The organism is Paraburkholderia sediminicola (assembly GCF_046026895.1).
GTDB lineage: Bacteria > Pseudomonadota > Gammaproteobacteria > Burkholderiales > Burkholderiaceae > Paraburkholderia > Paraburkholderia sediminicola_C.
Genome location: NZ_JAQQEU010000013.1, coordinates 53,266 through 69,067, shown reverse-complemented (window position 1 = coordinate 69,067; position 15,802 = coordinate 53,266). Strand labels below are relative to the sequence as shown.

13 protein-coding genes are annotated in these 15,802 nt (G+C 65.3%); 2 read left to right on the top strand and 11 right to left on the bottom strand.

What is annotated here, in order from left to right; translation table 11 throughout:
* The 7 genes from fdhA to PQR02_RS12005 form a co-directional block, all read right to left on the bottom strand.
* Complete coding sequence (fdhA, locus tag PQR02_RS12035; protein ID WP_408230235.1) at positions 1 to 1,200, bottom strand: formaldehyde dehydrogenase, glutathione-independent; 1,200 nt, start codon at positions 1,198 to 1,200, stop codon at positions 1 to 3.
* A gap of 181 nt (positions 1,201 to 1,381) precedes the next feature.
* A complete protein-coding gene (locus PQR02_RS12030) occupies positions 1,382 to 1,645 on the bottom strand; it encodes a hypothetical protein (RefSeq protein ID WP_408230232.1) in 264 nt (87 codons plus the stop codon).
* Positions 1,646 to 1,710: 65 nt separating this feature from the next.
* Positions 1,711 to 2,367 carry a sarcosine oxidase subunit gamma gene (locus PQR02_RS12025; RefSeq protein WP_408230229.1) on the bottom strand — a complete coding sequence of 219 codons (657 nt, stop codon included), beginning with the start codon at positions 2,365 to 2,367 and terminating at the stop codon, positions 1,711 to 1,713.
* Positions 2,357 to 5,359 (bottom strand): sarcosine oxidase subunit alpha family protein, encoded by a 3,003-nt coding sequence (locus PQR02_RS12020; protein WP_408230226.1) that lies wholly within the window; start codon positions 5,357 to 5,359, stop codon positions 2,357 to 2,359. Before PQR02_RS12020 ends, PQR02_RS12025 begins: the two co-directional genes overlap by 11 nt.
* Complete coding sequence (locus PQR02_RS12015; protein WP_408230223.1) at positions 5,356 to 5,727, bottom strand: sarcosine oxidase subunit delta; 372 nt, start codon at positions 5,725 to 5,727, stop codon at positions 5,356 to 5,358. Before PQR02_RS12015 ends, PQR02_RS12020 begins: the two co-directional genes overlap by 4 nt.
* 61 nt (positions 5,728 to 5,788) lie before the next feature.
* Positions 5,789 to 7,033 carry a sarcosine oxidase subunit beta family protein gene (locus tag PQR02_RS12010; protein WP_408230220.1) on the bottom strand — a complete coding sequence of 415 codons (1,245 nt, stop codon included), beginning with the start codon at positions 7,031 to 7,033 and terminating at the stop codon, positions 5,789 to 5,791.
* Between the two features lie 29 nt (positions 7,034 to 7,062).
* Positions 7,063 to 8,457 carry an L-serine ammonia-lyase gene (locus PQR02_RS12005; RefSeq protein WP_408230217.1) on the bottom strand — a complete coding sequence of 465 codons (1,395 nt, stop codon included), beginning with the start codon at positions 8,455 to 8,457 and terminating at the stop codon, positions 7,063 to 7,065.
* 321 nt (positions 8,458 to 8,778) lie between these two features.
* On the opposite strand from PQR02_RS12005, the gene PQR02_RS12000 reads away from it, so the two are divergent.
* Entirely contained in the window at positions 8,779 to 9,861 is a 1,083-nt protein-coding gene (locus tag PQR02_RS12000) for a GlxA family transcriptional regulator (RefSeq protein WP_408230214.1), read from the top strand.
* A 22-nt stretch (positions 9,862 to 9,883) separates the two neighbouring features.
* Here PQR02_RS12000 and PQR02_RS11995 read toward each other — a convergent pair whose 3' ends face one another.
* From PQR02_RS11995 to PQR02_RS11980, 4 genes are all read right to left on the bottom strand, one after another.
* A complete protein-coding gene (locus PQR02_RS11995) occupies positions 9,884 to 10,882 on the bottom strand; it encodes a GlxA family transcriptional regulator (RefSeq protein ID WP_408230211.1) in 999 nt (332 codons plus the stop codon).
* A 7-nt stretch (positions 10,883 to 10,889) separates the two neighbouring features.
* The gene (gene choW / locus PQR02_RS11990) at positions 10,890 to 11,792 is read right to left on the bottom strand and encodes a choline ABC transporter permease subunit (RefSeq protein WP_408230208.1); all 903 of its coding nucleotides are present in this window, start codon (positions 11,790 to 11,792) and stop codon (positions 10,890 to 10,892) included.
* Positions 11,785 to 12,963: a quaternary amine ABC transporter ATP-binding protein gene (locus PQR02_RS11985; RefSeq protein ID WP_408230205.1), complete on the bottom strand. Its 1,179-nt coding sequence runs from the start codon at positions 12,961 to 12,963 to the stop codon at positions 11,785 to 11,787. The genes choW and PQR02_RS11985 overlap by 8 nt, the downstream gene beginning before the upstream one ends.
* Positions 12,964 to 13,519: 556 nt before the next feature.
* Positions 13,520 to 13,834, bottom strand: a complete 315-nt coding sequence (locus tag PQR02_RS11980) for a hypothetical protein (RefSeq protein ID WP_408230202.1) — start codon at positions 13,832 to 13,834, stop codon at positions 13,520 to 13,522.
* A gap of 683 nt (positions 13,835 to 14,517) precedes the next feature.
* On the opposite strand from PQR02_RS11980, the gene PQR02_RS11975 reads away from it, so the two are divergent.
* Positions 14,518 to 15,609 (top strand): porin, encoded by a 1,092-nt coding sequence (locus tag PQR02_RS11975; protein WP_408230199.1) that lies wholly within the window; start codon positions 14,518 to 14,520, stop codon positions 15,607 to 15,609.
* Positions 15,610 to 15,802 lie beyond the last annotated feature (193 nt).

Sequence of the window (15,802 nt, the reverse complement as noted above, 5' to 3'; positions counted from 1 at the left end):
TCAAGCCGCCTTCAACAACCCATGCGGGTCGATCACAAACTTCTTCGGCGCGCCGCCGTCGAATTGCCGGTAACCGTCGGGCGCATCATCGAGCGACACGACGGTCACGTTGACGATATCCGCGATCGGCAAGCGGTCCCACAAGATCGCCTGCATCAGGTTGTGGTTGTACTTCATCACCGGCGTCTGCCCCGTATGGAACGAATGCGACTTGGCCCAGCCGAGTCCGAAGCGGATGCTCAGGCTGCCTTTGCGCGCGGCGGCATCGGCGGCGCCGGGGTCGTCGGTCACATACAGGCCCGGAATACCGATCGCGCCGGCCGCCCGGGTGATCTCCATCAGCGAATTGAGCACCGTGGCCGGCGCTTCCTCATGCGAGCCGCTGCTGCCGTGACCGTGCGCCTCGAAACCGACGCAGTCCACCGCGCAATCCACTTCGGGCTTGCCGAGTATCTGCTCGATCTGCTCGCCGAGCGTCGCGTCTTTCGAGAGATCAATGGTCTGGAAGCCCATCTTGCGCGCGTGCGCGAGACGCGCTTCGTTCATGTCGCCGACGATCGTGCAGGCCGCGCCAAGCAGTCGCGCCGACGCGGCCGCCGCCATTCCGACCGGCCCCGCGCCCGCGATATAAACCGTCGCGCCCGGCTTCACGCCCGCCATCACCGCGCCGTGATAGCCGGTCGGCAGAATGTCGGACAGACAGGTGAGATCGCGGATCTTCGACATCGCCTGCGCGCGGTCGGGAAACTTCAGCAGATTGAAGTCCGCGTAAGGCACCATCACGTACTCGGCCTGGCCGCCGATCCAGCCGCCCATGTCCACATAGCCATACGCGCCGCCCGCGCGCGACGGGTTCACGTTCAGGCACACGCCGGTATGCTGCGCCTTGCAGGTCGGGCACCGTCCGCACGCGACGTTGAACGGCACCGAAACCAGATCGCCGATACCGAGCGTCTCGACGTCGCGGCCCACCTCGATCACCTCGCCGGTAATCTCGTGACCCAGCACGAGGCCGACTTCGGCGGTCGTGCGGCCGCGCACCATGTGCTGATCGGAGCCGCAGATATTCGTGCTCACCACCTTCAGGATCACGCCGTGGCCGATCGACCGGCCGCGTGGATCGACCATCTTCGGATAGTCGATCGACTGAACCTGCACCTTGCCCTGCCCTAGATACACGACGCCGCGATTGCTGCTCATTGTCTGTCTCCATGTGTTGTGAGCGGCGCGACCGACTGTACGGGGCACGCCGTTCAACGAGCGTAGCGCCCGCCGCCGTGCAGCACATGTAGCCAACGCGACACGAGTTTGGCTGGAACCGACAGCAGCGCTATGGATCGAGCGACAGGCGGGCGCAAATCAGCGCCGTGGCTGCGCCCAACTACGCGCGCAAGCGCGCACGCGCGGCGCCCGCCAGGCTCGCGAGCGTGTCCGCACTCAGCCGGGAGGCGATTTTCTCGACGTATTCGTGATGCCGCGCCTGCAATGGCGCGCCAAGCTGTTGCGCGAGCAGATAGCGGATCAGCGCGATGCGCCGGTGCCGCAGCGCGATGCTCTGATCGAGCAGCGCGAGCGCGGCATCGGCATCGCCTTCGTGGCACGCGCGCTCGGTGAGGCGCGCGGTGGCGAGGCGCGTCGACGGCATGGGGTCAGTGGCTGCGAATGTCGAAGGCAACGCGAGCGATGCGTGCGATTACCGCTCGCCCCGCGTTACGACATCAGCGGCTCGGCCGCGTCGAGCATGATGCGGACGAAGTAATCCGCGAAACTGCGGCGCACGACGATCTCGAAGCTATCCGCGCCGGTATGCAGCAAAGTCATCGATGCCTTGAAATAGTGGCTCTGCGCGCATTGCCCTTCGCCGAACAGGTTCGGATGGAGGTCGAGCGGACAGCCGCGCGCCAGAACGTCGCGCGTGCGCGTACCGCTGATTTCGAGCACCGTGTAGCCGCTGCCGACATCCACCGCCGACGCGAACACGCCGCTCAACGCCGTACCGAGTTTCGCCTGCAACGGCGCGCTGCGAGCGGCGTCGTGCGCGGTGGCCGAGCGCACCAGCCACTCGTCCGGACCGAGCCACACCATGTCGTAGCCGTTGCCGCGCGCCACGGTGTTTGGCTTCTCCGGCGGCAGGCAGCCGACCACGCCCTGCACCGCCTGCATGAACGCCGCATCGCGCGTGTCGCCACGCAGGTTCACCAGTTCGAGAAAGGGCCGCTCGCTCAACCGGAACGCAGCGGACACCACCGCCTGATGCCGTTTCAGCAACGCGTCCACGCCCACCAGCGGCGACTCCTGCCACACACCCGTTTGTCCGCCGACGGTGCGATCCACGACCGACACCATCCCGCCTGTTTCATTCCACATGTTGACGTGCTCCTTCGCTGTCGTAGAACACCGAACTGGTGACCCTGGCGGCGATCTGCCGGCCGCTCGCAAGCGGGATCGTGACCGTTTCGCCGATCTTGTCGAGCCCGCCCTTGACGACCGCCATCGCGATCGAGCGCTTCAGGATCGGGCTGTAGTAGCTCGACGTGACGTGGCCGAGCATCGGCGCGGTGTCGCCCTGAAACGGACCGGCGACGATCTGCGAGCCTTCGGGTATCACGAACGCCGGATCGTCGGCGAGCAACCCGACCAGTTGCTTGCGCCCCGCCTTCGCGGTGTCCGAGCGAGTCAGGGAACGCTTGCCGAGAAAGTCCTTGGACTTCGCGACGAGCCCGCCCATGCCGAGATCGTACGGCGTCATCGAGCCGTCCGTATCCTGACCGACGATGATGTAACCCTTCTCCGCGCGCAGCACGTGCATCGTTTCGGTGCCGTACGGCGTGATGTTGAATTCCGCGCCGGCAGCCATCAGCGCCTCCCACACCGCACGCCCGACGTTCGCCGGCACGTTCACTTCATAAGCCAGTTCGCCCGAGAAGCTGATGCGCATCACGCGCGACGCCGCGCCGGCCACCGTGCCCTCGCGATAGCTCATGAACGGGAACACGGCGTTCGCGAAGTCGATGTCGTGGCAGACCTTCTGCAACACCTTGCGACAGTTCGGCCCGACCACGGCGAACGTGGCCCAGTGATCCGTGACCGACGCGAGCCGCACGCGCATACCGGGCCATTCCGTTTGCAGCCAGCGTTCGAGCCAGGTGAGCACGCGCGCCGCGCCGCCGGTGGTGGTCGTCATCATGTAGTGCTGGTCGGCCAGCCGCACGGTCACGCCGTCGTCGAAGATCATGCCGTTTTCGTCGAGCATCAGGCCGTAGCGGCACTTGCCGACTTCCAGCTTGCTCCACGGATTCGTGTAGACCCAGTTCAGCAGCTTCGCCGCGTCGGGCCCCTGAATGTCAATCTTGCCGAGCGTCGATGCGTCGAGTATGCCGACGCTCGTGCGCACCGCGAGCGCTTCGCGCGCGACCGCCGCGTGCATGTCCTCGCCCGCTTTCGGGTAGTACCACGGACGCTTCCAGTTGCCGACATCCTCGAATGCCGCACCGTTTTCCACGTGCCATTCGTGCACCGCCGTCTTGCGCACCGGGTCGAGGAACTCGCCAAGCTCGCGGCCCGCGAACGTGCCGAACGTGACCGGCGTGTAGTTCGGCCGGAAGGTCGTCGTGCCGGTCTCGGGGATCGTCTTGCCGAGCGCCTGGGCGAGAATCGCCATGCCGTTGATATTGCCGAGTTTGCCCTGGTCGGTGCCGAAACCCATCGCGGTGTAACGCTTCACGTGCTCGACGGATTCGAAGCCCTCGCGCGCGGCAAGAAAAATATCCGCCGCCGACACGTCGTTCTGGAAGTCGACGAACTGCTTCGGCCCGCGCGTGGCCAGCTCGCGCCCGCCGACCAGCCACAGCGGCGCGAGCTTCGCCTCGGTCAGCTCGGCGACCTGCACCGCGCCGGGCCGCGCGACGATGTGGCCGGCCGCGCGCGCCGCCTCGATGCCCGCATCGACAGCGAAGCGGATGCCCTGGCCCAGCGTGAAGTCGCCCGCGCACGCGCCCACGCTCGTCTCCGCCTGCATCGCCTTGCCGGGCACGAAGCAGGCCTTGTCGTCATGCCAGTGCGCCTTGCCGCCCGATTGCGCGAACAGATGCAGCACCGGGCTCCAGCCGCCCGACATCGCGAGCAGATCACACGGCAACTCGCCCTGCTTTGAACCGAGCTGTCCGTTCGAATACGACGCCACCTCGACCGACGCGACGCGAAGCTTGCCATGCGCCGCCGTGACGACCGCGCCGCTGATCACCTTGATGCCCTGGCGCCGGGCGAGCGCGGGCAGCGTGCCTTTCGATTCACCCGCACGCGGATCGATCACCGTCACCTGCGCGCCCGCTGCCTTCAGGTCGAGCGCGCATTGGTAGCCGTCGTCGTTGTTGGTGAACACCACCGCGTTGCGGCCCGGCAGCACCGCGTAGCGATGCAGATAGGTCGACACCGCCGACGCCAGCATCACGCCCGGCAGATCGTTGTTGCCGAACACGATCGGCCGTTCATGCGCGCCGGTCGCGAGAACCACGCGTTTCGCGCGGATCTTCCACAGCAGTTCGCGCGTACCCTTGCGCTGCGAGACCGGCAGATGATCGGTGAGCCGCTGAGTCACGGTGACGAGGTTGTGGTCCTGATAGCCGAACGCGGTGCTGCGGCTCAGAATCTTCACGTCTGGCATGCGCCGCAATTCGGCTTCGATCTTCTGCACCCATTGCAGCGCGGGCTTGCCGTCGATCTGAGCGCGGCACGACAGCAGCGAGCCGCCGAGTTCCGGCTGATCGTCGACCAGCGTCACGCGCGCGCCGGACAACGCCGCCGCGTGCGCGGCCGCGAGGCCGGCGGGGCCGCCGCCGACCACCAGCACGTCGCAATGCGCAAAACACTTGTCGTAGCGGTCCGCGTCGGGCTGTTCGGGCGCCTTGCCGAGACCGGCCGCGTCGCGGATCGCTTCCTCGTACTTCGGCCAGAATTTGCGCGGCCACATGAAGGTCTTGTAGTAGAAGCCCGCCGGAATGAAGCGCGCGATCTTCTGGTTGATCGCCATGCGGTCCTTCTCGATGCTCGGCTTCGCGTTCACGCTCGCCGCTACGAGTCCCTGATACAGCTCCACTTCGGTCGCGCGCGCGTTCGGCACGGTGTACGCGCCGGTTTCGAGCTGCACGACCGCATTCGGTTCTTCGACGCCCGCCGTCACGATGCCGCGCGGCCGGTGATACTTCCAGCTGCGCGCGACGAAATGCACGCCGTTCGCGAGCAGCGCGGAGGCCAGCGTGTCGCCCTGATAGCCTTCGTATTTGACGCCGTTGAACGTGAAGCTCAGCACGATCGCGCGGTTGATGCGCCCGCCGCTCGGCAGTCGGTCTTTCTGGCTCATGATGCGGTGCCCTCTTGTGCGTTGCTTCCTGCTTTGCCTTGGGTCTGGCTTTGGGTCTGGCTTTGCGTCTGGCCCGGTGCACTGGCGTCGCCGCCCATCGGCAACAGCGGACGCTCGAACGTCTCGTAGCCCTGGATCTCGTAGCTCACCGTGTCGCGCTGTGCCTTGAACCAGCGGCGGCAGCCTTGCGTGTGCATCCATTGCTCGCGATGCACGCCGCGCGGGTTCCTGCGCATGAACAGGTAGTCGCCCCATTCTTTGTCGGTGAGCTGGTCGGTATCGAGCGGACGGGCGATACCCGCTTCGCCGCCGCAGGAAAATTCGGTTTCGGCGCGGGGTCCGCACCACGGGCATTCGATCAGCAGCATGTGAGTTCTCCTGTCGACCAGAGTTGGTGCTTTAGCACTTACTCTGGTCCCATGTACAACATTAGTGCGCAACGGCAGCCGCGCCGTGCTCGTCGATCAGGTGACCGGTATAGAAGCGCTCCAGCGAGAACGCCGCGTTCAGCGGATGCGGTTCATCCCTCGCGATGGTGTGCGCATAGACCCAGCCCGAACCCGGCGTCGCCTTGAAGCCACCCGTCCCCCAGCCGCAATTGAAGTAGAGCCCCTTCACATCGGTCTTGCTGATGATCGGGCATGCATCCGGCGACACATCGACGATGCCGCCCCACTGCCGGTTCATGCGCACCCGCGAGAACACCGGAAACATTTCGACGATCGCTTCGAGCGTGCCTTCGATGATCTGGAAACTGCCGCGCTGCCCGAAGCCCGTGTACTGATCGACGCCCGCGCCGATCACCAGATCGCCCTTGTCGGACTGGCTGATATACGCATGCACCGCGTTCGACATCACCACCGTATTGACCACCGGCTTGATCGGCTCGGACACGAGCGCCTGCAACGGATGGCTTTCCAGCGGCAGCCGCACGCCGGCCATGTCGGCCAGCGTCGAGGTGTTGCCCGCCGCGACCACCGCGACCTTCTTCGCCTTGATGAAACCCTTCGTGGTCTCCACGCCGACTACCTGACTGCCGTCGCGGCGAATCCCGGTCACCTGGCAGTTCTGCACGATGTCGACGCCCGCCTGGTCCGCGCCGCGCGCGAAACCCCAGGCCACCGCATCGTGCCGGGCCACGCCGCCGCGCCGCTGGATCGATGCGCCGAGCACCGGATAGCGGCTGTCCAGATTGATGGTCGGTTCGATCTCCTTGATCTGCGCGGGCGTGAGGAACTCCGCGTCCACGCCGTTCAGACGGTTCGCGTTCACACGGCGCTCGGTGTCGCGCACGTCCTGCAACGTGTGCGCGAGATTCATCACGCCGCGCTGGCTGAACATCACGTTGTAGTTCAGATCCTGCGAGAGCCCTTCCCACAGCTTCATCGCCTTTTCGTAGAGCGCGGCCGATTCGTCCCACAGGTAGTTCGAGCGCACGATGGTCGTATTGCGCGCCGTATTGCCGCCGCCGATCCAGCCCTTCTCCAGCACCGCGACATTGCGCACGCCATGCTCTTTCGCGAGGTAGTACGCGGTGGCGAGACCATGCCCGCCGCCGCCGACGATCACGACATCGTATTCACGCCTGGGCTCGGGGCTCTTCCACTGTCGCTCCCAGTTCTCGTGATACGACATCCCGTTGCGCAACAGGCTGAATATCGAATAGCGGCTCATCGTCGGTCCTTGTCTCAATGCGGTCTCTTTCAACACTCGATGACGTTCACGGCCAACCCGCCGCGCGACGTCTCCTTGTATTTCGTCTTCATGTCGGCGCCGGTTTCGCGCATCGTCTTGATCACGTTGTCGAGCGACACGTAGTGCTGGCCGTCGCCCTTCATCGCCATGCGCGCCGCGTTCAGCGCCTTGATCGCGCCCATCGCGTTGCGTTCGATGCACGGAATCTGCACGAGCCCGCCGACTGGGTCGCAGGTCATGCCGAGGTTGTGCTCCATGCCGATTTCGGCGGCGTTCTCCACTTGGGCGGGCGTGCCGCCCATCACGGCGGCGAGCGCCGCGGCGGCCATCGAGCAGGCCACGCCCACCTCGCCCTGGCAGCCCACTTCGGCGCCGGAGATCGACGCGGTTTCCTTGTAGATGACGCCGATCGCGGCGGCGGTCAGCAGGAAGTCGACAATGCCCGCGTCGCTCGACGCATGCATGAACTTCACGTAGTAGTGCAGCACCGCCGGAATCACGCCGGCCGCGCCATTGGTCGGCGCGGTCACCACGCGCCCGCCGGCGGCGTTTTCTTCGTTGACGGCCATCGCGTACAGGTTGACCCAGTCGAGCATCGACAACGGGTCGCGCAGCGACTCTTCCGAGCGCGTGCGCAGTTGCGCGCACAGATCGGCGGCGCGGCGCTTCACGTGCATCGGGCCGGGCAACTCGCCGCGCACCGTGCAGCCGCGCTCGACGCAGGCGGCCATCACGCGCCAGATTGCCAGCAGGCCTTCGCGCACTTCGGGCTCGGTGCGCGTCGCGCATTCATTGCGCAGCGCCACCTGCGCGATCGACAGGCCGGTTTCGCGGCACACCCGCATCAGGTCGGCGCCGGTGCGAAACGGATACGGCACCGGCGCGCCGACACGCAGGCCGTTCACGCGATCGCCTTCGCGGTTGACCACGAAGCCGCCGCCGATCGAGTAATACTCTTTCTCCACCAGCAACTGGCCGTGTTCGTCGAACGCCTGAAAGCGCATCCCGTTCGGATGCACGATGCCCGAGCCCGGCGCGCCCGGCATCAGCTTGCGGAAAAAGCCGAGGTGCTCGCGCTCGTCGAAGCCGATCGCATGCTTGCCGAGCAGCGCCAGTCGTTTCGTCTCGCGGATCGAGCGCAAGCGCGGCTCGATCAGGTCCGGGTCGATCAGATCGGGCAGATTGCCTTCGAGTCCGAGCAAAAGCGCCTTGTCGGTGCCGTGCCCTTTGCCGGTCGCGCCGAGCGAGCCGAACAGCTCGACCTTCAACCGCCGCACGAAGCCGAGCAGGTTCGCGTCTTCGATATGCGAAGCGAAGCGGCAGGCGGCGATCATCGGCCCGACCGTGTGCGAGCTCGAAGGACCGATGCCGATCTTGAACAGATCGAAGACGCTGACGTTCATGGGGTGCCTTGTGCGTAGGTGCATCAAGTGAATGTGTCGCTATTGCACCGCACGCCGCTTTGAATCGCTAGAATAAAAACGGCATGACAGTGGGATAGTGGCGTCAAGCGGGCCATCGGCCAAGCGTGGCGGCGCATTTGCGATGAGTTCTGACGCATTGGCGACAGGTGTTGGCCTCGATGCTCGCCATGCTGACCTCGCAACGGCAGCGTTGGCGTCACTGAATGAACATGGCAAGCTGCCACGCGCCAGGTCTGCGTTCGAGCGCTGTCTCAGCCTGCCGCCATGCCCGACTCCACCCTTTCCTTGCCGGCTGCCTGCATGAATTCCGCTGAACCGCTTCCCCCTCAATCCGTCGACGGCGCCGCGAAGCAACGCATCCGCTTCGGCATCATCCTGCTGCCGAACTTCACGCTGACGGCGTTCTCCGGCTTCGTCGACCTGCTGCGCCTGTCCGCCGACGAAGGCGACTTCAGCAAGCCGGTGCGCTGTTCGTGGAGCGTGCTAGGGGAAACCCTCGCACCGGTGCGCGCGAGTTGCGGCATCCAGATCACGCCGTGGGAGACGTTCGACAACGCCGAGCCGTTCGACTACGTGGTGGTGGTCGGCGGCCTGCTGCATTCGGGACCCGCCGCGAGCGACGCGACGCTCGCGTTCATCCGCCGCGCCGCCGCCACCGACGCGACGCTGGTCGGCATGTGCACCGGCGTGTTCTCGCTGATGCGCGCGGGCGTGCTCGACGGGCATCGCATCTGCGTGAGCTGGTTTCACTACTGGGATTTCATCGAGCGCTTTCCGTCGGTGAACGAGGAAGCGCTGGTCGCGGACCGGCTGTTCGTGATCGACCGGCGGCGCATCACGTGTTCCGGCGGACGGGCGTCGATCGACGTGGCCGCGGCGATCCTGCTGCGTCATTTCGACACCGCCACCGTGCAGAAGGCGCTGCGCATCCTGCTGGTCGACGACATGCAGAAAGGCAACGCGCCGCAACCGCATCCGCCGGGCCTCGCGCCCGCCGCGCATCCGAAGGTCAAGCGCGCGATCCTGCTGATGGAGCAGCACGTGGGCCGCTCGTTGCCGCTCGACGAACTGGCGCGCAAGCTCGACCTGTCGCCGCGCCAGCTCGAACGGCTCTTCAAGGCGCAAACCGGTAAGGCGCCGCAGGCCTACGCGAAGCAGGTGCGCTTGCGCACCGCCGCGTGGCTGCTGACGAGTTCGGACAAGACCGTGGCGGACATCGCATCGAGTTGCGGCTTTTCCGACGCGTCGCATCTGGGCCGCGAATTCCGCAAGCAGTTCGGCTTGCCGCCCGTCATGTATCGCGAGCAACGCGGCACGGCGGCGCAGACCGACGACGGCTCGGGTTACGACGAAACGTTTCCGGGGCGGGCGCAGGCGATCTGAGGCGCGCGATGATTGCCTCGCCTCACGCCGACAAGCGCCGCTCCACACTCGGCGCATGCCCGAACTGCGCACGATAAGCCTTGCTGAAATGACACGGCGAATGAAAGCCGCACACGGCTGTCACCCGCGCAATCGACGCATCCGTATTGCGCAGCAACTCGCGAGCGCGCCGCAAGCGCAGCGTCAGGTAGTAGTGCGTGGGCGACACGCTCAGGAACATTTTGAACATGCGCTGCAAGTGACGTTGCGACAACTGCACGAGCCGCGCGAGTTCGTCGAGCGATAGCGGCTCCTCGATGTTCGCTTCCATCAGCCGCACCACCTCGATCAGCTCGGCGCGCGAGAAGCCGACCCGCGCGTCGACGGGAATGTGCTGATAGTCGGTCGAGCCGCGAATCCGCTCGACGATGAACTGCTCGGAGACCTGCGCCGCCACCGCGGGCCCGAGCCGCAGGCCGACCAGATTCAGCATCAGATCGAGCGGCGCGGTGCCGCCCGTGCAGGTCATCCGGTCACGGTCGATCACGAACAGCTCGTCGGCGAAACGCACGTGCGGATGGCGCTGATGCAACGGCGACATGTCCTCCCAATGCACGGTCGCGCGATAGCCGTCGAGCAGGCCCGCGGCCAGCAGCGCATACGGTCCCGTGCAGATGCCGCCGAGCGGAATGCCCCGCGCGGCCACCTCGCGCAGCAACGCGATGATCGTCTCGCCGACGTGATCGCGCACGTGCCAGCCGGCGCAGACGAACAGCACATCCGGCATGCCGGCTTCGGCAAGCGTCGTGGTCGGCTTCACGGTGATGCCGTTGCTCGCGCGCGCCGGCTCGCCGTCCGGCGTGATGACCGACCAGCTGTAGTGCTGCGCGCGGCCCACGTAGTTGGCCATGCGCAGTACCTCGACCGCGCTGGTGAACGCGATCATCGAAAAGTTCGGCAAGGTCAGAAAGCCGAAGTGTGCGAGCCCCGACAACGGCGAATCGGCCTCTCGCCGGGCGGGTGTGAGCGCGTCGCGCTTCATCGGCGGCTCAGCCGTGCTGCGCGGCCGGCGCGCGGCGCACCTTCATCACGCTGCGCAGCCCCGACAGCAGCGGCGCGCGCGCCATCCCCGGCGCGCGGCCGAAGCTCTCCGTGATACGGTCGAGAATGATCGCGAGCATCACCACGGAGAGGCCGCTTTCGAAGCCGAGTCCGATATCGAGCCGCTGAATGCTCGCCAGCACGTCGTTGCCCAGACCGCCCGCGCCGACCATCGACGCGATGATCACCATCGACAGCGCCATCATGATGGTCTGATTCACGCCCGTCATGATCGACGGCAGCGCGTTCGGAAACTGCACCTTGTAGAGCAGTTGCCACGGCGTGCAGCCGAACGCCTGGCCCGCCTCGACGATCTCGCGGTTCACGTGCTTGATGCCGAGCGAGGTCAGGCGCACGGCAGGCGGCATCGCGAAGATCACCGTCGACAGGATGCCCGGCACGCGGCCGAGGCCGAACAGCATCGCGGCCGGAATCAGGTAGACGAAGGCGGGCATGGTCTGCATCAGGTCGAGCACCGGGCGCACGATCATCTCGACGGCGCGGCTCTTCGCGGTCCAGATGCCGAGCGGGATGCCGAGCAGCAGGCTGATCAGCGTGGAAGAGAGCGTGAGGCCGAGCGTGATCACCATCTGATCCCAGAAGCCGGTGCCGTAGATCAGCAGCAGCGCCAGCAGCGTGAACAGCGCGAAGCGCCAGCCCACCCGCCACAAGCCGATGCCGACGAAGAACGCCATCAGCGCCCACATCGGCACGGCTTGCAGACCGTGCTCGACCATCGCCGCGAAACTCTCGATGACCTTGCCGATGGAATCGAACGCCTTGGCGTCGTGGTTCAGCAGATAGTGAACGCCGTGATCGACCCAGGCGCCAAGTGGAATGACTTCAGACATGGGAACCTCGATGGCGCGTGAGAACGTGCAGCACGTTCGTCTTGTTGACCGAGCCGCAGTAGGAGCCGTCCGCTTCGACGACCGGCAGCGGCGCGCGGCTCGCCACCACGCGTTCCACCACGTCGTCGAGGGGCGTGCTGCGGCGGATGCATTCGATCTGGTTGAGCTGCGGCGACGCGCTGCCCAGCGCATCGCGGCATACGAAGCCGCAAATCCTGCGCTCGCTGTCCAGCACGAATGCGTAGTCGGCGCTGCCGTTGAGGGTCGCGGCGACGCTCGATGCGTCGAGCCGCGACGAGTGCTGCATGAGCGGCACGGCGTCGGTCTGCATCAGATCGCCGGCGGTCAGATAGCGGCTGGTGTCGATGCCTTCGAAGAACGCGCGCACGTAATCGTCGGCGGGATTCGTGATGATTTCCTGCGGCGTGCCGATCTGCACCACCCGGCCGCCTTCCATGATCGCGATGCGCGTGCCGATGCGCATCGCCTCCTCCAGATCGTGCGACACGAACAGGATGGTGCGTTGCTGCTCGCGTTGCAGATCGAGCAGCACGTTCTGCATTTCCTTGCGCTTGAGCGGATCGAGCGCGGAGAACGCCTCGTCCATGATCATCAGCGACGGGTTGACCGCGAGTGCCCGCGCGAGGCCCACGCGCTGCTGCATGCCGCCCGACAGTTGCGCGGGCAGCTTGTCCGCGAACGGCGCGAGGCCGACCTGTTCGAGCACGGCGAGCGCGCGCTTCTCGCGCTCCTTGCGGCCGACGCCCGCCACTTCGAGCCCGAAGGCCGCGTTGGACAGCACGGTGCGCTGGGGCATCAGCGCGAACGACTGGAACACCATGCTCATGTCCTTGCGGCGCAGCGCGGTCAATTCCGAGCGCGGCACGCTCGCCACATCGCGGCCGTCGATCAGCACCTTGCCGGCCGTCGGCTCGACGAGCCGATTGATCAGGCGAATCAGCGTCGATTTGCCGGAGCCGGACAGGCCCATCACCACGAAGATCTCGCCCTCCTTCACTTCGAACGACACGTTGTGCACACCGACGATCTGACCGGTGCGCGCGAACACGTCCTCTTTCGTCGCGCCGGTTGCCAGCATGGCGAGCGCCTGTTGCGGGCTGGCGCCGAACACTTTGCATAGCCCTTCGACCACGACCTTGGGGGAATCCATCGAATGCTCTCCTTGTCGACCAGAGTTGGCGTGTCGACCAGAGTTGGCGCTTTAGCGCTTACTCTGGTCCCATAGCGCTTACTCCGGTCCCATGCAAGTCATTGCGGTCGACCAGAGTGGGAGCTTTGGCGCTTACCCCGGTCCCATAGCGCCTACTCCGGTCTCATGCAAGATAGTCGCTGGCGGGGGCGGACGTGCGTCCGTGCTGTGCCTACATAGTTGCCAGAAAAAAGTGCGGGTTGCCGACTATTTGCGACAACCACATGAGGAAATGCGACACCTGCGCGGCGCGCGGACCGGCGGCGCATGGCGAGGGCGTTGCGGGACAAGGGTTTGGCGGGCGCCGGCGAGGCCGGCCGTGAATGTCGCGTTAGAGCAAGTGGCGCTCGCGCCGGGCGGAAAACGGCGGGTTGAAAGGCGGGTGTTAGATCGCCAAGCCGTGCAACCGCAGCACTGACAAATCCAAACGCAGCTCGACACGCTCGCCGACATGCGGTTCGAGACGCCCGGCGCGCGCTGCGCCTAATGACCGCGCGCAGGGCGTCCGCGTTCAACGCTATTGGCTTGCGGCTGCGCCGACCCCGGCCTTCTTTTCCGCCTGCTGCAGCTTGGCCGGATAGTTCGGGTCATTCGCGGCCGGCTGATAGCCTGCGTCCTCGAGTTTCTTCAGCTCCGCGTTATTCTTCGCGCGGGCCTGCTTGTGGGCCGCCTTGCGCTCTGCTTTGGTCGGTTTCGCGGTGTTCGTCGACTTGCCCGCAGGGGAAGCCGAGACATCACTTGCGTCCTGCGCGGCGGCGAGCGGAATGCTCGCGGCGACCAGCGCGCCGAGCGAAACCGCGAGCATGATTCGTTTAATGGCAGAGCTCTTCATATCTGATATCCCTTGTGAAAAGTCGACAATGCAGTGAAGCCTGACTGCGAATCTTCGTTCGCCACGACGAGCCGCGGCGCGATTGTGACACCGGCTCGTCGGCAAGAGCTTACAGACAAATCGGACGAGCGCAACTGAATGCGTTGTCCGTTCTGCTTGATTGAATATAGCGCCGCGACAGCAGCGGCAGATTGCAAGCTGCAATGCGTAAGTAGCGGGTCCGGCCTTGTGATTCGGTGCGCATGGGCTGCCCGGCGTGAGTTCTGCAATGCAGAACTCACCAAACAGTCAACGACACCTGGGTCAAACGCGACCCTCCAAGCTATTCCCTTTATTACAAGCGCTTATCCAAAAAAAATAAGCCTCGCGTGGCGCGCCAAGTGTTTTCCCTATTCTGGACTGCGTTGCAGTCCGAATCGTGTTTTACCCCGTTGACATAGTACGAACGGTCGTGCCAAATTGCGCCTGCATCCGGTGCGCGAAGCTGCGGGCAACGAGCGCGTCGCCACACCGGTGCGCCGCTTGAGGGAGACATGAGCGCGCGGCGCATTCAACCGACATTCGAACCAGCATCGCCGATATTTCGCATCCCTTATCAGATTGCGAGGGCACGCTGTTGTCCATTGAAACCGCAGCGCGTAACACATCGCCAAGTCGAATCCAAAAACAAGGAGACACGCAGCATGCCGGCAAGTCATCGCAATCGGATTGGAGCCATTCTCGGATTGATGGGTGCCTGCGCGCTGGGCGCGGCCCACAGCGCGCACGCACAAAGCAGCGTCACGCTTTACGGTATCGTCGACGCGTCGCTGCTCTACACCAACAAGACGCTCAACACCACGACCGGCCAGAGCACCGGCCATCAATACTCGTTCACCGACAGCGGCATGTCCGGCTCGCGCTTCGGCATGCGCGGCGCGGAAGATTTCGGCGGCGGCATGCGCGCGATCTTTCAGCTCGAAAGCGGCTTCAGCGTCGCGAACGGCGCGTTCGGCAATTCGAACGACAACCTGTTCGGCCGCCTCGCCTATGTCGGCGTGGAAAGCCGCTTCGGTACGGTCAAGGCCGGTTTGCAGTTCTCGCCGTTCTTCCTCGCGGTATACGACGTCGACCCGCGCGACATGTCGTACTTCGGCAGCGGACTCGTCACCTACCTGAACAACGTTTTTGTGACGGGCCTCTTCAACCCCAACGGCATTTCGTACACCTCACCGGAAATTGCCGGGCTGCAAGCCAGCGCGCTGCTGGCCCTCGGCGGCGCCGCGGGCGATTTCCAGGCCGGCCGCCAGTACTCGGCGAGCCTGCGCTACCACCTCGGTCCGTTGACCGTCGATGCCGCGCTCTATAGCGGCAACGCGGGCGGCAGCGCCGCGTCGATCCCGGTGCCGAGCGTGGTCGAATTCAACGGCCGCGCGCTCGGCGCGAGCTACGCGTTCAGCGACCTGACGTTGAAAGCGTCGTATGTGCAATACAAGGTCGCGGGGTCATTCAACAGCCGCGTGTTTTCGGGTGGCGCGAGCTATCGGATCACACCGGCGCTGAACGTCGACGCGGGCGTGTGGGTCACGCGCGACGGCAACGACTCGTCGAACAATTCGGTGCTGGCGTCGACCGGGGTGACGTATGCGCTGTCGAAGGCCACCATCACGTATGCGCAAGTCGGTTTCGTGACCAATCACGGCGCCATGCACAACGGACTCTCGGTCAACAATGCGCTGAATCTGCCGACCGGCACGACGGCGGGCGCGAACGTCGGCGTCCGCCACACGTTCTAGATGCCCGAACAAGCGAATGCAAAACCCTATTGACGAAAACTGAACGCCCGTGCCAAATTTGTCCCGCACCACCGCCCATCGCGTTTAGAAGTCTGCGCCCTCAGGGCGTGTTTTCAACCGTCGGCAACAGTCGTCTGGTTCGAACAGCGGCTGTTGTCCCGTCCGCAAATCAGGCGCGCGGCGCCCCGGAAGC